We start from the raw sequence: 15,555 nt of genomic DNA, 5'->3' as shown, positions 1-15,555 counted from the left end.
TGGGAGTGGCGTGTCAGCGTCCCCAGAGGCTGCGTGAGCGTGTCGTCGGTTGGCTGTTAGCGCCTCGACTGGAACGCTCCACGCCTGGCAAGCGCATAGCGAAATCTCGTGAAGGCAACGTCAAGCTGCGTTCTCCGTTCTGTATCGGCGACCGGCGGAGACTGGGAGAGATGGATACCATGCACGTGAGGCGTCTGGAAGTCGGCCGGACATGGACGCGGGGCGGCCCGCGTGCAGGCGCTTTGCCGAGCGGTGCGATGACCACGCAGCGTCACCTCGCAGCGATCATGGCTTGCGACGTGGTCGGCTATTCGCGCCTGACAGAGCGCGACGAGCGCGGCACGCTCGAGCGATTGAAAATCTACCGCAAGGACCTCCTCGAACCGCTGGTCTCCGGGCACCATGGTCGGATCGTCAAGCTCACCGGCGATGGCATGCTGTGCGAGTTCGCGAGTGTCGTTAACGCGGTGACCTCGGCGATGGCGATCCAGCAGGCTCTGGCAGAACATGAGGCGGAGACGCCCAACGACGAGCGGATTCGCTTCCGCATCGGCGTCAATCTCGGCGACGTGGTTTGCGAGGAGGACGGCGACCTTTACGGCGACGGGGTCAACATCGCCGCCCGACTCGAAAGCATCGCCGATCCCGGCACCGTGATCGTCTCGGGCACGGCCTACGACCACCTTCAGGGCAAGCTCGACTTCGGCTTCACACCGCTCGGCGAACTGCGCCTCAAGAACATCGAGCGGCCTGTGCGCGCCTATCGCGTCGAGACCGACGCCAGCGCCTCGGTGGCTGCGCCGCCTCCCCTGCCCGAGAAACCCTCGATCGCTGTTCTGCCTTTCACCAACATGAGCGGAGACCCCGACCAGGAATACTTTGCCGATGGGCTGGTAGAGGACATCATCACGGGATTGAGCCGTGTGAACTCCTTCTTCGTGATCGCCCGCAACTCGTCCTTCACCTACAAGGGCCGGGCGGTGGACCTGCGCCAGGTTGGGCGCGAGCTGGGCGTCCGCTACGTGCTCGAAGGCAGCATCCGCAGAGCAGGATCGCGGGTGCGCATCAGTGGGCAGCTGGTGGATGCGATCAGCGGACACCATGTCTGGGCCGACCGCTTCGAGGGCGACGTGAGCGACATCTTCGACCTGCAGGACAAGGTGACCGAGAGCGTCGTCGGCGCTGTCGAGCCGAGCATCCGGCTGGAGCAGATCAAGCAGGCGCGCATGAAGCCTACTGACTACATCAGCGCCTACGACCTCTATCTTCGCGCGCTGCCGCGCTTCTACAGCATGACGCGCGAAGGCTTTGCCGACGTGCGCCGGCTCACCAACGAGGCGCTCAGCATCGACCCCGGCTTCAACCTGGCAAAGGGGCTTGGCGCCTATATCCGCAGCGTATCCGTGAGCCAGTGCTGGCATGAGCCCGACGATGTCCGGGTCGCAGTGCGCATGGCGCGCGAGGTGCTGGCGGAAGCGCGCGACGACCCCACGAGCCTACGCTTCGCCGCGCAGGTGCTCGCCTACAGCGCGAGGGACTACGAGATGGCCCTGGGCACGATAGAACGATCCCTGCTGCTCAACCCCAATTCGGCGCAGGGCCATACGAGCAGCGGCTGGGTGAACGCACATTCCAGCCGCCCGCTCGTCGCGATCGAGCACTTTCACAGGGCAATGCGGCTGAGCCCGGTCGACCCAGAGAAGGGCATCGCGCTCTCCGGCATCGGGATGAGCTACCTGATGCTCGAGCGCTATGAGGAAGCGCTGGCATGGGGAGCACGCGCGCTGCAGGAGATGCCGAACTACGGCACCTCACACCGGGTGGTGATCATGGCGCTGGTCAAACTCAACCGGCTGGACGAGGCGCAGGCGGCGGCGCGGCGGCTGATGGAGGCGTTCCCGACCTACACGCTCACCCTGCAGAGACAGATCAACCCATGGCGGGACAAGGTGTTCGCCGAGCGTTACGTCGAGGCGCTGGGCATCTCCGGCGTGCCGGAGTGATCGTCGCGGTTGCTATCCTACTTGTTCCACTTTTTGTAGGTGCTCGATTTCATGTGTTTCTGGTCTGGCTAAGAGCATTATTTTTCCCGTAGACGCACCCTTATCGCATATTCCCGGTATGGCCCTGCGAATACCGTCCCGGCTGCGGCCAGACCGTCAGGCCGTGCGGCTCGGCGCCGACGCGGAATTTGGTGACCGCGCCTGATGTCGTGTCGATCATGTAGGCGGCACTGTCGAAGCGGCCGGACAGCCATAGTTGTTTGCCGTCGGCGCTGACATTGCCCATGTCGGGACTGCCGCCGCCGGGGATCGGCCATTGCGCGACGACCGCGCGGGTGGCGAAGTCGATCACCGTCACGTTGCCCGGCCCCTTTGCCGTGCCCTGCTCCATCTTGTGCGAGCCGCGATTCGAGACATAGAGCCGCTTGCCGTCGCGGCTGACGACGAAGCCATGGGCGCCGATGCCGGTCGGGATAAAGCCGATTTCCTTGAAACCGTCGCCATCGACCAGGAAGACACCGTCATTCATCATGTCGGCGATGTAGAAGACCTTGCCGTCGGGCGAGAGGCGGATGTCCTGCGGCATGCCCATTTTCGAGAAGTCGAGATGGCCAAGCACCTTCTGGTTCTTCAGGTCGATCTTGGCCAGTCCGCCATTGCCGTATTCGCAGGTGAAGATCGCGTAGGAGCCGTCGACCGAGAAATCGGCGTGGTTGATGCCGGCGCAAGTGGGTGTGGGCAGGCTCGATTTCAGCGCCATGGTGTGGGGATCGCGGAAATCGAGCCGCTCCAGGGCTTCGTCCACGACGATGGCCGCGCTGCCATCGGGCATGAAATACAAATTGTAGGGATCATCCACGGCGATCTGCGGGCCGGGCTTGCCGGTCATCGGGTCAATCGGCGTCAGGCTGCCATTCTTGCCGGTGCCGTTGTTGGCGACCCAGAGCGTCTTCAGGTCCCAGGACGGCACGACGTGCTGCGGTTTGCTGCCGACGGAGAACCTGTCGACTTCCTTCAGCGTCATGGTGTCGATCACCGTGACGCTATTGGAGGAGCGGTTCGGCACATAGACTCGCGGCAGTGCACCCAGCGTGGCCGGGCTGAGGTGGCCGGCACCGGTGTGGCGATAGATGCTGACGGGCGGCGCGGGCTCGCTGCAATCCTCGGGACAGCTATCGGCCCAGGCCCGGACAGGCAGCAGCGCAAGCAGCAGCAAGGCCGCACGGGTACTGGCGTGACGCAAAAAGGTTCTGATCATCAGGATGGCTTGTCGTGAAGGCCGGCCGAAATTGCCGCCGCGACCCATAGCTTGGGTTTTGCCGTTGATCCAGTGGCTTTTCTCAAGGCTCCCGCGGGGTACACGGCTCAGCGCCGCCCCAACAAACTCTTCATGCGGTTGCGCAGCAGGCGGGCCATGTTGCGGGTTTCGCGGTAGAGGTGCAGCTGCGAGGCGGCCTGGCGGGCGAGGCGGTCGGCATCCGGCGTCAGCCCGATCACCAGCGAGCCCATCGGCTTGCGCTCGCTCCACAGCCGGCTCATCACCGGATGGTCGGGCACGGCGCAGGAATCGGTCATCATGACGTTGGGGTCGTCGAGATGCTGCTTGGTCACCTCGATCATCAACAGCGTGCCCGGCGAATAGGTCGCCAGCGTCTCGTCATAGGCGGTCTTCCAGGTGTAGGCGACGCCGGCCTCGACGAAGACGACCAGGCAAGCGATGGTGCGGCCGTCCAGCGTCAGCGAATGGATGCGGCACATATCGTGTTCGGCCAGCCGGTGCACGGCCTCGCGGGCGAAGGCGGCGCGATAACGATCGATGGCCATGGCGGTGCGCTCGCGGCCCTTCCAGCCGGCGGCTTCCAGCGTCAGAAAACTTTCGATGGCATGGCGGATTTCGTCCGGGCCGCGCGCCACGATGTGTTCCAGTTTGCCCAGATCGCCCAGGCGCCGCTTCAGGCGGCGGAATTCGCGATGGTGATGCGCGCGCAGCGATGTCTTCAGATAGGCCTCGCCGTCGAGCGTACTTTCGAGCACCGGCCGGTCCGCCTTGCCGGTGGTGACCATTGTCAGGCCGCGCGTCTCGGCAACGGTGGCAAGCACGCTGGCCAACGAGCCGTCGAGCCGCATGTCGGGCAGCACGAAGACCTTCGGCAGCTTCAGGTGCGGCCGCGACAGCATGCCGAAGAAATCCTCGACGACGCCGATGGGGTCGTCGTGGTCGACCAGCGGCGTGCCGATCGGGCCGAACGGGCTCGACCATGTACGCATCACCGGAACGCCGAGCGGCACGGCCGGCCGCTCGACCGAGAACGGCACCAGCAGGCGCAGGCGGTTGCGATATTCGTCACCGTCGCGGATCACCGCCAGCTTGACCTCGCGATCCTCCAGCCGGGGCATGGCCGGCGCCAGGAAGCGTGGATTGAAGAAGACGTTGGGCTCGATCGTGCGGGTGCACAGATAGTCGAGTTCCTCGACCAGCTCGAAGCCGGCCGAGGCCGGATAGATCGCGAGCTTGCGCTGCGGCCGGTTGTTGGCGAGGATCTCGAGATGCGCCGGATCGGCGTCGCGCGCCAGGCCGGCAAGGCCCGACACCATGGCGCCGGCCGGACCGCCACTGGTTTCCTCGATCAACGGGGTGGCGGCCATCAGGCGGCTCCCCTGGTTGCGGGCATGAAGATCAGCATGACGATACCAAGCTTGCGCCAGACGGTGAAGGACAGCGCGCTCGCCTCGAAGACCATGGCAAGGCTGGTGGCGATGGCGGCCCCCCACAGGCCGAAGAGCGGGATCAGCACTATGTTGAGGCCGATGTTGAAGGCCAGCGTCATGGCATAGACTGCGGCGCAGATGTTCTGGTTGCCGCTCATCGTCAAAAGGCTTTCGCAAGGGCCGACCGCAGCGCGCGCCACGACGCCGAACACCAGCAGGAACAGCAGCGGATAGCCGGCGGTGAATTCGGGACCGAACAGCACCAGCATGGGTTCGCCGAGCAGCAGCACCAGCAGCGCCATCAACAGCGACGGCCAGAACGTCCACGACACCGTCTCGCGGGCAAAGGCGGCGAGCTTTTCCGGCTCGCCATGGGTGAACTGCGCATAGCGCTGGGCAACGCCGGCCTTGACGGAGAAATAGACGAAATGCACCAGCGCCAGCGTCTTGACGGTGGCGAAATAGACGGCGACGTCGTTGGGCTGGAGATAGGCGCCGACCATCAGCACATCGGCGTTGGTGAGCAGGAAGAAGAAGCTTTCGACCAGGAAGATCGGTAGCGACACGATGAACCACTCGGAAAAATGCACCTTCATCGGCCCGGCCGGGATATTCTTGCCCATGCGCGAGGTAACGCCGATGAGTTGGGCGAGCGTGGTGGCGTAGGTGGCGGCGATCGAGGCGAAGATCGCGGTGCGGGCGTCAGGCGCGTAACCCAGCGCCAGCATCAGCGCCATCAGCGCCAGGATCAGCACCGGCCGCACCAGATAGGTCGGCGACAGCGCAAACAGCGCCCAGGAATTGGCGCGCGACTGGCCCTGCAGCAGGTCGCCCATGGCAATCATCGGCAGGCAGAACAGGCCGAGGATAAAGGGGATCACATAGTAGCTTTCGATCCAGTCCGCGCACAGCCAGACACCCAGTGCGCCAAGTCCGGCGATTGCGGTTGAGGCAATCAGCACGAACAGGCGGCTGGCGACCACGATGCCGCGCAGCTCGGCCAGCATGTTGCGTTCGCGGTATTCGGGGATGAATCGGATAACCGAGGTGTGGAAGCCGAGGCAGGCAAGGTTGCCGACGATGACCATCGTCACCCAGACGAGGACGAAAATGCCGTATTCGAACGAGCCCATCCAGCGCGCCATGAGCACCTGGCTGATGAAGGCGATGACGGCGCTGACGATGCGGATGGCAAAGGCGATCAGCGACATGCGCCCGGCTTCGCCGCGCTCGTCGGCAGTGAACAGCACCGCATCGATGCGGCCAAGCAGCGGCCCTATGCGCAGCGCCAAGCGCTGCGGCAAGAACCGCCCGGCCGTCGTCGCCGCGGAAAAGCGCACCCCGATGTCTCTCCGTTTTCCGCCTCTTTCCAAGGTTTTCGATGTATCCGAAACACCTTAAGAAAGGGTGGGCAGGTGCGGTACGTCGAGCGGCCAAAACAGTCGCGTGTGCAAGGTACGTCAATCGTCAAGCCGGTGGCAGAACGAAAAGGCGAGCGAACGCCGGGGAAGCTGGGGAGCCGGGTCGGCGTTGCGCTCGCCCCTCCCCCGCCAAGGGGGAAGGCCAGGCACCGGGGTGTGTCCGGTGCCCGAGGTGTCACATGGGGAGGGTTACATTCCCTTCATTGCGTCGCACGACACGTGCGGGTTCATGTCGGCGAAGGCGCCCGTCGGGTTCTGTTTCCAGGCCCAGACATGCAGTTCGTAGAACGGGCCAAGGCCGTAGCGGTTGGGGGCGCTGTTGAAATTGAACAGCTGGCCTTCGAGCGAGGCCGGACCCTTCGAGGTGATGTATTCGACCGCAATCAGCTTCAGGCTGCCGTCGGCCATCGGCTCGTACATCACCGCTTCGGGCTTGGCGACATCGACGGCATCGTCCTTGAGATAGGCGCCGTTGACATAGTGGATGCCCATGGCGCCGCCGGTGATGCCGCTGGCGCAAGGGATCGGGGCGTAGCCTTCGGCTGTGGCGGCTGCCACATTCTCGAAGCGGCTGTTGGCGGCGCGCACCTTTTCGGCCAACGGATTGGCGTCATGTGCCTGGGCGGCGGCGCCGGTCGCGATCGAGATGGCGGCCAAGGCGGCGAAGCGTGTCGTCCAAAGAGTTATGGTCATGTTTTTCCGTCCGTTTGTTGACGCTTGAGGCGACGGCGGCCGATCTGGCCTGCCGAAACGCCGGCGGCGTTGGTTGAGGATTGAGGAAACGGTTTTGCCCGTCCCGGTTATGCGATGGGTGTGCGGCTCCGGTTGCCGAGCTTCTGGCCGGCGCCGCTAAAAATTGAGCAAAATCAACGATCCCAAAAGTAATATTGCCAATACTCCTGCGGAACTTCCTGTTCCGAGAGCCCGATGTCGCGCCTCAGATAGTCGCCTTCCGGGGGCAGGCGCCGCCTTTCAGACAGATACGCAGGCAGCTTCGTCGCGAACCGCCATAGACGGCCGAGCAGAGAGGTTGGCCGGCCGGTCTTTCCCAGGACAGGCTCGGTTCCACCGACCGGCAAGCCATCAGGCAATTCGCCATGGCCGCGAAGGGTAGTTTGATGCTCATCATTGTAACGACCGAACGCAGGATCAGAGGTAAAAGTAAGGGTCAAGAACCCGCACCTCCGTGATCTTGTCGACCGGCAGCGAATTTTTCTGGGCGGTGCTGCGGATCGCTTCGGGCGAGGGCGCTTCGTAAATGCAGAAGCTGCGCTTCTTGTCGGGCGTGACGAAGGACTGGATCCAGGTGACGCCCTTTTCGGCATTGCGCATGACGACGCCGCCCACCGCTGTGGCGCCAATGTCGGTCATCGGTATATTGAGGCCGTCCGGAAACGTGCGTTCAATCAGATAGCGAGGCATGGAAGGCTTCCTTTTCTATTGATTCACGCTCGATCGGAGCGCGGCTGGACGTTGACCACGCCGTGCCGGCCTGCGCATCGGAACGATTCCCCATATTTGGCGGGACGATTCCCTATGTTGGCGTCGTTCTTTGTGGAAAGAGGCACGGCAATGTGTGCAAAGTCACATTGCGGCGCTCTCTTCACGGGCTATCGTGAGCGGCCCGCCATGGTGGAAAACTCCGATCATACGAGACGATGATGATGCTTCTGGAACGGCAGACGCAGCTGCAGCAGTTGGAGAGCCTGCTCGGCGATGCAATCGGCGGCCATGGCCGTGTCGCGGTGCTGGCGGGGGAGGCCGGCGCCGGCAAGACGGCGCTCGTCGAGGCGTTCGCGGCCCGTGTCGGGCAGAGCGCGGCCATGTTGCGCAGCGCCTGCGAGGACCTGTCGATTCCCGATCCGCTGGGGCCGCTCTACGATCTGGCCCGTGAGGCGCAATGGGCGCTGCCGCGCGCGATCGACGCCCGGCATGGGCAGAGGCTGCCGCTGTTTTCTGACGCGCTCGACGCATTTGCTGCGAAGGGACCGAGCCTGCTGGTGATCGAAGACCTGCACTGGGCCGACGATGCGACGCTCGATTTCGTGCGCTTCCTCGGCCGGCGTATTTCCAACACCCACATCCTGCTGTTGCTCACGGCGCGCACCGACCGCAGCGAAGGACAGATGCGCGTGCGCCGCGCACTGGGCGAAATCCCGGCCGGCAGCGTGGCGCGCATCGAGGTGCCGCTGCTCAGCGAAGCGGCCGTGCTGTCGCTTGCCGATGCGGCCGGCCGCGACGGCGATGCCATCTACCGGGCGACCGCCGGCAATGCCTTCTTCGTCACCGAATTGCTGTCCGCCGAAAACGAAACGGCGTTGCCGGCAAGCGTGCGCGACGCCGTGCTGGCGCGTGCCGAGCGGCTGTCGTCCGGGGCCCGTGCAATGCTCGACGCGGTGTCGGTGTTTCCGCGGCGGGCTGACGCCTGGGCCCTGCAGGGTCTGTGTGGCGTCGCCAGCGCCGGCCAGCTTGCCGAATGCGTCGCCAATGGCCTGCTCGACGATCTGGGCGACGGCTACGCCTTTCGTCACGACATTGCGCGGCGCGCCATCGAAATGATGCTGACGACGTCGCACAGGCGGCAATTCAACCAGCGTGCGCTGGCGGCACTGCTCGAAAATGGGGAAGTCTCCACAGGCCGCCTGGTGCACCATGCGGTCGAGGCGCACAATCTGGCGGCGGTGCGCGAACTTGCGCCGATTGCCGCGCGCGAGGCATCGCGGGTCGGCGCCCATCGCGATGCCGCCGGCTACTACGAAGTCGTCCTGCGCCACGCCGATAGCCTGCCGGTGGAAACCCGCGCGGTGCTTTACGAACAATATGCCTTCGAGTGCCACCTCATCGGCCGGATCGAGGAAGCGATCGAAGCGCAGGGCCAGGCGCGCTGGCTGCATGAGGAGCAGGGAAACGAGGCGAAGGAAGGCGACAGCCTGAGATGGCTGTCGCGGCTGGCCTATCTCGCCGGAGACCGCAGGGCTGCCGAAGTGTTCGGCAAGCAGGCGGTGGCGCTCCTGGAAACCGTGCCGGAAGGGCCTGAACTCGCCATGGCCTATTCCAACCTGTCGCAACTGGCGATGCTGGCCGAGAGGGTGGACGAGGCGCTGTTGCTCGGCGAGAGAGCGGTCAACCTTGCCGAGCGCATGAACAGTCCCGACATCGTCTGCCATGCGCTCAACAATGTTGGCGCCGCCGGGCAATGGCTGGATTTTGCCAAGGGGCGTGCGAACCTTGCCCGCAGCCTGGAAATCGCGCTGGATCAGAATTTCCAGGAGCACGCGGCGCGGGCCTTCACCAACAGCGCTTGCACCGAGATGAACCAGCTGGGCTTCGACGAAGCGCGGACCATGCTCGACCGCGGCATCAACTACTGCGTTGAAAACGATCTGGTGACCTGGCGCGATTATATGCGCGGGGTGCTGGCGCAGCTTTTGCTGCGCCAGGGACATTGGGAGGACGCCGCCAGCGAGGCGCTCGACGTGCTGTCCAGCGGCCAGACGGCGCAGCTGGTGCGCTTTCCCTCCCTGGTGGCGCTGGTGAAACTGCGGATCCGGCGCGGCGATCCGTCAGCCGAGCCGCTTCTGGCCGAGATGGCGCAGTTCCTGGAGAAAGGAACCGAGCTGCAGCGGCTGACGCCCTATGCGGCGCTGATGGCCGAGCAGGCCTGGCTTGGCCTTGGCGACCGGGACGAGGCCTTGCTGCTGATCGATCATGCCGAGACCCTGGCGCCGACACGATCGGCTTTCGCGGAGCTGGCCGGCTGGCGGCGTTTGCTGGCGCCGGAGCGGGATGCCGGCGACACGGCTGGTATGGCCGAGCCCTATCGGCTGCTTCTTACCGGTGAATGGCGGGCGGCGGCAGCGCTTTGGGGTGAGCTGAACGCGCCCTATGAACGCGCACTGGCGCTCGTTCAGGGCGATGACGAGGCACAGCGTTCGGCGCTGGAGATTTTCGAGAGCCTCGGCGCCAGGCCAGTGGCCCAGCATGTGCGCGAAACCATGCGGCGCAATGGCGTCATTCACATTGCAAGAGGACCGCGCCGTTCGACGCGCGCTAACCAGGCCGGCCTCACCCTGCGCCAGATGCAGGTGCTGCAGCTGATCGAACGCGGTCTGTCCAACAAGCGGATCGCCGAGCAATTGACGATTTCGCCCAAGACCGTCGATCATCATGTCTCGGCGGTGCTGGGCAAGCTGGACGCGGTGTCGCGCGGCGAGGCGACTGCGGCGGCGCGCGATTCGGGGTTGTTGTGAAAAAGTACCTTCGGAGTGACAGACTTTGAGGCAAGCGACCCTTCGCGCCCCCCTCTGTCCTGCCGGACATCTCCCCCACGAGGGGGGAGATTGGATGTCCTTTCGACTTTCGCCAATCACAAAGGTTGAAGAAAAGGCGCTATCAATTGAGCTGCTGATCTCCCCCCATGTGGGGGAGATGTCCGGCAGGACAGAGGGGGGCGCTGTCCCTCCGGCCTTTTAGTCGAAGGTCACGCCCTTCAAGCAAACGCGCCGTGGCAGTGCTTGTATTTCTTGCCGGAGCCGCAGGGGCAGGCTTCGTTGCGGCCGACCTTGCCCCAGGTCGCCTGGTTGTTCGGGTCGCGGTCTTCGGGAGCGACGATGGCGTTGCTCTCCTGGCGGACCAGAAGTGCGGTCTCGCCGCCTTGGAAGTCGTCCTCGCCGGTGGTGCCGTCAATGTGGCTCCCGAACATGTTGGGCGCTTCGGGCGGCGGCGCTTCGGCGGCTTGGCGGACCAGTTCGACGCGCATCAATTGCGCGGTGACGGCCTGGCGCAGATTGCCGAGCAGCGCCTGGAACAGCTCGAACGCCTCGCCCTTGTACTCCTGCAGCGGATCGCGCTGGGCATAGCCGCGGAAGCCGACGACCGAACGCAGATGGTCGAGGTTGACGATGTGCTCGCGCCACAGATGGTCGAGCGTCTGCAGCACCACCGAACGTTCGACATAGCTCATCACGTCGGGGCCGAACCGCTCGGCGCGCTCCCTGGCGGCTGCGTCGGCGGCCTCGGTCAGGCGCTCGCGGATATCATCCTCGGCAATGCCTTCTTCCTTGACCCAGTCCTCGACCGGCAGGTCGAGATTGAGGAATTCGGCGACTTCGGCCTTGAGGCCGGCAACGTTCCACTGCTCGGCATAGGCATTTTCGGGGATGTTCTTGGTGACGATCTCCTCGATGACGCCTTCACGCATTTCGGCAATCGTTTCGGACAGGCCTTCGCCGTCCATCAATTCGATACGCTGCTCGAACACCACCTTGCGCTGGTCGTTCGAGACGTCATCGTATTTCAACAGGTTCTTGCGGATGTCGAAGTTGCGCGCCTCGACCTTCTTCTGCGCCTTTTCCAGCGCCTTGTTGATCCACGGATGGATGATCGCCTCGTCTTCCTTGAGGCCGAGCTTCTGCAGCATGCCATCCATGCGCTCGGAACCGAAGATGCGCATCAGATCGTCCTGCAACGACAGGAAGAATTTCGAACGGCCGGGGTCGCCCTGGCGGCCGGAACGGCCGCGGAGCTGGTTGTCGATGCGGCGCGACTCATGGCGCTCGGTGGCGAGCACGTAGAGGCCGCCGGCGGCCAGCGCCTTGTCCTTCAGGCGCTCGACATCGGCAATGATTTCCTTTTCGCGCGCCTCGCGCTCGGGGCCTGCAGGCATGTCGCCCAGTTCGTCCTCGATGCGCATCTCGGCGTTGCCGCCGAGCTTGATGTCGGTGCCGCGTCCCGCCATGTTGGTGGCGATGGTGATGGCGCCGGGCTTGCCGGCCTGGGCGACGATGGCCGCCTCGCGCTCGTGATGGCGGGCGTTCAGCACCTCGAAATCCTTGAATCCTTCCTTGCGCAGGCGCTCGGCCAGCTGCTCGGATTTTTCAATGGAGGTCGTGCCGACCAGCGTCGGCTGGCCCTTGGCGCGCGCTTCCTTGATCTCCTTGACGATCGCCTTGTACTTCTCCTCGACCGTCCGGTAGACCTCGTCGTCCTCATCCTTGCGGATAACCGGCAGATTGGTCGGGATTTCGGTGACTTCGAGGCCGTAAATGTTGCCGAACTCCTCGGCCTCGGTCAGCGCCGTGCCGGTCATGCCGGACAGCTTCTTGTAGAGGCGGAAATAGTTCTGGAAGGTGACGGAGGCCAGCGTCTGGTTTTCCGGCTGGATCGCCACATGCTCCTTGGCTTCGAGCGCCTGGTGCAGGCCCTCCGAATAGCGGCGTCCCGGCATCATGCGGCCGGTGAACTCGTCGATGATGACGATCTCGTCATTGCGGACGATGTAGTCCTTGTCCTTCTGGAACAGCCGGTGCGCCTTCAGCGCGTTGTTGACGTGATGAACGATGGCGACGTTCTCGACGTCATAGAGCGACTCGCCCTTGAGCAGGCCGGCCGCGCGCAGCAGGTTTTCCAGCTTCTCGGTGCCTTCCTCGGTGAAGATCGAGGTCTTCTGCTTCTCGTCGATCTCGTAGTCTGCCGGGCCGAGCTGCAGCATGAAGGCGTCGATGGTGTTGTACATTTCCGAACGGTCCTCGAGCGGACCGGAAATGATCAGCGGCGTGCGCGCCTCGTCGACCAGGATGGAATCGACTTCGTCGACGATCGCGTAATTGTGGCCACGCTGCACCATCTGGGCGCGCTCATATTTCATGTTGTCGCGCAGATAGTCGAAGCCAAGCTCGTTGTTGGTGGCATAGGTGACGTCGGCGGCGTAGGCGACGCGGCGCTCCTCGTCGGAGAGACCGTGGACGATGACGCCGACCGAAAGGCCGAGGAATTTATAGACGCGGCCCATCCATTCGGAGTCGCGCGTGGCGAGGTAGTCGTTGACGGTGACGACGTGGACGCCCTTGCCGGCCAGCGCGTTGAGATAGACGGGCAGGGTGGCGACCAGCGTCTTGCCCTCGCCGGTGCGCATTTCGGCGATGCCGCCATTGTGCAGCACCATGCCGCCGATCAGCTGCACATCGAAGGGGCGCATGCCGAGCACGCGGCGCGCCGCCTCGCGGGCGGTGGCGAAGGCCGGTATCAGCAGGTCATCCAGGGTGGCGCCGTTGGCGATATCCTGGCGGAATTTTTCCGTGCGCGCCTGAAGTTCGGCGTCAGACAACGCCCGCATCTCGTTTTCCATGGCGTTGATCGCCTCGACACGCGGCCGGGTCGCCTTGACGCGGCGATCATTTGAGGAGCCGAAAACCTTACGGGCGAGACCGCCGAGACTGACCATCCAATGGTCCTTTCGATAGAATTCTCAATCTTGAGATGAGCGCCGGCCGGCCCCATCAATTCCGCGTGAAACGCGGACAAACGCAAAAAGCGCCCGGAAAACGGTTCTGGACGCAAAGTCGTTGGACAGATAAGAGGGGGCTCAACTGATGTCAACGCCGCGTTAGCCCTATGGCCAGCGCCAAATTCCGCCACAATCCGGCTGATCTGCAAGCCCGACCAATCCCCCTTGGAGTTAATCTTGATGTCCTTACTGTTTCGCCGTGCGTCGCTCGCCAGCCTTGGCCTGGCCCTCGGCCTGTCGGCTCTGTCGCTGTCTCCTGTCATGGCCCAGGAAGCCGCTCCCGCACCGGCCGATGCTGCAGCAGCGCCAGCCGCCGCACCCGTCGATCCCAACGCGGTCGTCGCCACCGTCAATGGCGAGAAGCTGACCGAGGCGGACCTTGGGCTTGCCGAGGGCGAGCTGTCGCAGCAGTTCGCGCAGTTGCCGCCCGAGCAGCGCCGCGCGGCCGCCCTTTCCGCGGCCATCGAGATCCGCGTCATGGCCGCCCAGGCGGTCGCCACCGGCCTCGACAAGGATCCCGATTTCCAGCGCCGCATGGCGTTCCTGCAGCAGCGCGCGCTGCATGGCGAAATGGTCGAAAAGGGCGTCGTCAATAAGGTTACCGACGCCGAGGTGCGTGCGCGCTACGACCAGGAAATCGCCAGCGCGCCGCCGGTCAATGAGGTTCATGCCCGTCACATCCTCGTGAAGACGAAGGAAGAGGCCGAGGCGATCATCAAACAGCTCGACGGCGGCGCCGATTTCCAGAAGCTCGCCAACGAGCACACCAGCGATCCCTCGGGCAAGACCAATGGCGGCGATCTCGGCTGGTTCGGCCCGGGCCAGATGGTGCCCGAATTCGACAAGGCGGCATTCGCGCTCGACGTCGGCAAATACACCAAGGAGCCGGTGCAGTCGCAGTTCGGCTGGCACGTCATCAAGCTCGAGGACAAGCGCGTCAAGCAGCCGCCGGCGTTCGACGACGTCAAGGACCAGGCCAAGCAGGCGGTCATCCGCGACAAGTATTTCGCGCTGGTCAAGCAGCTGCGCGGCGCCGCCAAGGTCGAGATCCCCGACGCGAACCTGAAGAAGGCCGTCGACACGATGGAAGCCGGCAAGTAAGGCGGCGCCTCGAAAAGCATGCAAAAGGGCGCCGTTTGGCGCCCTTTTCGTTTCGAGGTTGGCTGGCGGAAAATTCAACGATAGTGCGTGGAAGCCTTGAACGCCGCCGGATCGCCGGCGGCAAGGGCACCGCTGAATTCGGGGATGCGCACCAGAAGCATCATCGCCCAGAACAGCGGCCAGTCCGTCCAGCGGCAAAACGCCGTGCCGACGGCCTGCGCCGTCTGGCGGTTTTCCTTGAAGGACGTTTTTACCGCCCGCCAGGCGAGACCCAGCCTCGAACGTCGGCCCTTCGTCAGCAGATCCATGCGCGCGTACTGGTATCCCTTGTTGCGCCTGACATCCCAGATGAAGCCCAGGCCCTCATAGGCGTGGATCGAGACTGCCTCCGTGGCTACCTCCATGGCCACGCCATCCCTCAGCATCGCGTGCTGCCGCAGATGCGAGGAGACGAAAGGTCCGTGGTCGGCTTCGAAGCGATAGCGTTCGAGAACCGGCCGTCGGTACAGAGCGCCATTGTTGCTGACATGGATGATCTGGCCGTTGCGGTTGCGGCGCTCAATGAAGCCGCGGTCGAGCAGCGACATCACCCGCATCATCATGGTGTCCTTGCCGTAAGTGGTGCGGCCGGAAATCGCATCGATCTTCGGGTTTTTCACCACAGCTTCGTAAAGGATCGCCAGCCATCCGGGCCGCGTCAGGCAATCGGCCTCGACCACGGCGACGAGGTCATGGCGGCAATAGGCGAGTGCTGCGTCCTTCAGTTGCGAGGACTCGTCGCTGTCATGCGTCGCGACGATCACCGAAGGGCAGGAAAAGGCCGGTTTCCGGTCAAACTCGGCTGCAATCTCGGCGGTATGGCCCTCGGGCAGCATGAAGATGATTTCATCGGGCACGCCCCGCGGATCCTGCGCATAGGCGCGCATTGCCCGTCGCAATTCCTCGTCGCCATCCGGCGTCAGATAGTCGGAAACGACGATCAGGCTGACGGGCAGAACCGGTAAGGCGTTTTTGGTCAAGTCGCCCCCCGGCGGTT

11 protein-coding genes are annotated in these 15,555 nt (G+C 64.1%); 3 read left to right on the top strand and 8 right to left on the bottom strand.

The features are described from left to right. Nucleotides 1-170 precede the first annotated feature (170 nt). A complete protein-coding gene (locus tag FJV77_RS08690) occupies nt 171-2,003 on the top strand; it encodes an adenylate/guanylate cyclase domain-containing protein (RefSeq protein ID WP_246691192.1) in 1,833 nt (610 codons plus the stop codon). Between the two features lie 100 nt (nt 2,004-2,103). On the opposite strand, the gene FJV77_RS08685 is transcribed toward FJV77_RS08690, so the two are convergent. The 6 genes from FJV77_RS08685 to FJV77_RS08660 form a co-directional block, all read right to left on the bottom strand. Then, on the bottom strand, nt 2,104-3,261 hold the full coding sequence (locus FJV77_RS08685; protein WP_142866404.1) for a YncE family protein: 1,158 nt from the start codon (nt 3,259-3,261) through the stop codon (nt 2,104-2,106). Nucleotides 3,262-3,368: 107 nt separating this feature from the next. After that, on the bottom strand, nt 3,369-4,649 hold the full coding sequence (locus FJV77_RS08680; protein WP_142866403.1) for a GNAT family N-acetyltransferase: 1,281 nt from the start codon (nt 4,647-4,649) through the stop codon (nt 3,369-3,371). Continuing rightward, the gene (locus FJV77_RS08675) at nt 4,649-6,052 is read right to left on the bottom strand and encodes a lipopolysaccharide biosynthesis protein (RefSeq protein WP_142866402.1); all 1,404 of its coding nucleotides are present in this window, start codon (nt 6,050-6,052) and stop codon (nt 4,649-4,651) included. The genes FJV77_RS08680 and FJV77_RS08675 overlap by 1 nt, the downstream gene beginning before the upstream one ends. A gap of 270 nt (nt 6,053-6,322) precedes the next feature. After that, nucleotides 6,323-6,826, bottom strand: a complete 504-nt coding sequence (locus FJV77_RS08670) for a hypothetical protein (RefSeq protein WP_142866401.1) — start codon at nt 6,824-6,826, stop codon at nt 6,323-6,325. A 173-nt stretch (nt 6,827-6,999) separates the two neighbouring features. Then, nucleotides 7,000-7,305 carry a hypothetical protein gene (locus FJV77_RS08665; RefSeq protein WP_142866400.1) on the bottom strand — a complete coding sequence of 102 codons (306 nt, stop codon included), beginning with the start codon at nt 7,303-7,305 and terminating at the stop codon, nt 7,000-7,002. Further along, a complete protein-coding gene (locus tag FJV77_RS08660; RefSeq protein WP_142866399.1) occupies nt 7,283-7,555 on the bottom strand; it encodes a DUF4242 domain-containing protein in 273 nt (90 codons plus the stop codon). The genes FJV77_RS08665 and FJV77_RS08660 overlap by 23 nt, the downstream gene beginning before the upstream one ends. Nucleotides 7,556-7,797: 242 nt before the next feature. Between FJV77_RS08660 and FJV77_RS08655 the strand changes: the two genes are divergently transcribed. Further along, a complete protein-coding gene (locus tag FJV77_RS08655) occupies nt 7,798-10,383 on the top strand; it encodes an AAA family ATPase (protein ID WP_142866566.1) in 2,586 nt (861 codons plus the stop codon). Between the two features lie 239 nt (nt 10,384-10,622). Here the strand turns inward: FJV77_RS08655 and secA are convergent, their stop codons facing one another. Further along, the gene (gene secA / locus FJV77_RS08645; RefSeq protein ID WP_142866397.1) at nt 10,623-13,355 is read right to left on the bottom strand and encodes a preprotein translocase subunit SecA; all 2,733 of its coding nucleotides are present in this window, start codon (nt 13,353-13,355) and stop codon (nt 10,623-10,625) included. A 243-nt stretch (nt 13,356-13,598) separates the two neighbouring features. Here secA and FJV77_RS08640 point away from each other — a divergent pair, with 243 nt between their 5' ends. Continuing rightward, entirely contained in the window at nt 13,599-14,519 is a 921-nt protein-coding gene (locus FJV77_RS08640; RefSeq protein ID WP_142866396.1) for a peptidylprolyl isomerase, read from the top strand. Nucleotides 14,520-14,593: 74 nt separating this feature from the next. Here the strand turns inward: FJV77_RS08640 and FJV77_RS08635 are convergent, their stop codons facing one another. Then, nucleotides 14,594-15,538, bottom strand: a complete 945-nt coding sequence (locus tag FJV77_RS08635; protein ID WP_142866395.1) for a glycosyltransferase — start codon at nt 15,536-15,538, stop codon at nt 14,594-14,596. Between the last annotated feature and the right edge of the window lie 17 nt (nt 15,539-15,555).

Source organism: Mesorhizobium sp. WSM4306 (genome assembly GCF_007003975.1).
Lineage (GTDB): Bacteria > Pseudomonadota > Alphaproteobacteria > Rhizobiales > Rhizobiaceae > Mesorhizobium.
The sequence above is the reverse complement of the archived record's forward strand: the minus strand, read 5'-3'. Positions and strand labels throughout refer to the sequence as shown.

Excerpts from the sequence above, each read along its gene's own strand:
- FJV77_RS08655 (WP_142866566.1), top strand. The coding sequence starts at position 7,798 with ATGCTTCTGGAACGGCAGACGCAGCTGCAGCAGTTGGAGAGCCTGCTC.
- FJV77_RS08685 (WP_142866404.1), bottom strand. The coding sequence starts at position 3,261 with ATGATCAGAACCTTTTTGCGTCACGCCAGTACCCGTGCGGCCTTGCTG.
- FJV77_RS08660 (WP_142866399.1), bottom strand. The coding sequence starts at position 7,555 with ATGCCTCGCTATCTGATTGAACGCACGTTTCCGGACGGCCTCAATATA.
- FJV77_RS08690 (WP_246691192.1), top strand. The coding sequence starts at position 171 with ATGGATACCATGCACGTGAGGCGTCTGGAAGTCGGCCGGACATGGACG.
- FJV77_RS08670 (WP_142866401.1), bottom strand. The coding sequence starts at position 6,826 with ATGACCATAACTCTTTGGACGACACGCTTCGCCGCCTTGGCCGCCATC.
- secA (WP_142866397.1), bottom strand. The coding sequence starts at position 13,355 with ATGGTCAGTCTCGGCGGTCTCGCCCGTAAGGTTTTCGGCTCCTCAAAT.
- FJV77_RS08680 (WP_142866403.1), bottom strand. The coding sequence starts at position 4,649 with ATGGCCGCCACCCCGTTGATCGAGGAAACCAGTGGCGGTCCGGCCGGC.
- FJV77_RS08640 (WP_142866396.1), top strand. The coding sequence starts at position 13,599 with ATGTCCTTACTGTTTCGCCGTGCGTCGCTCGCCAGCCTTGGCCTGGCC.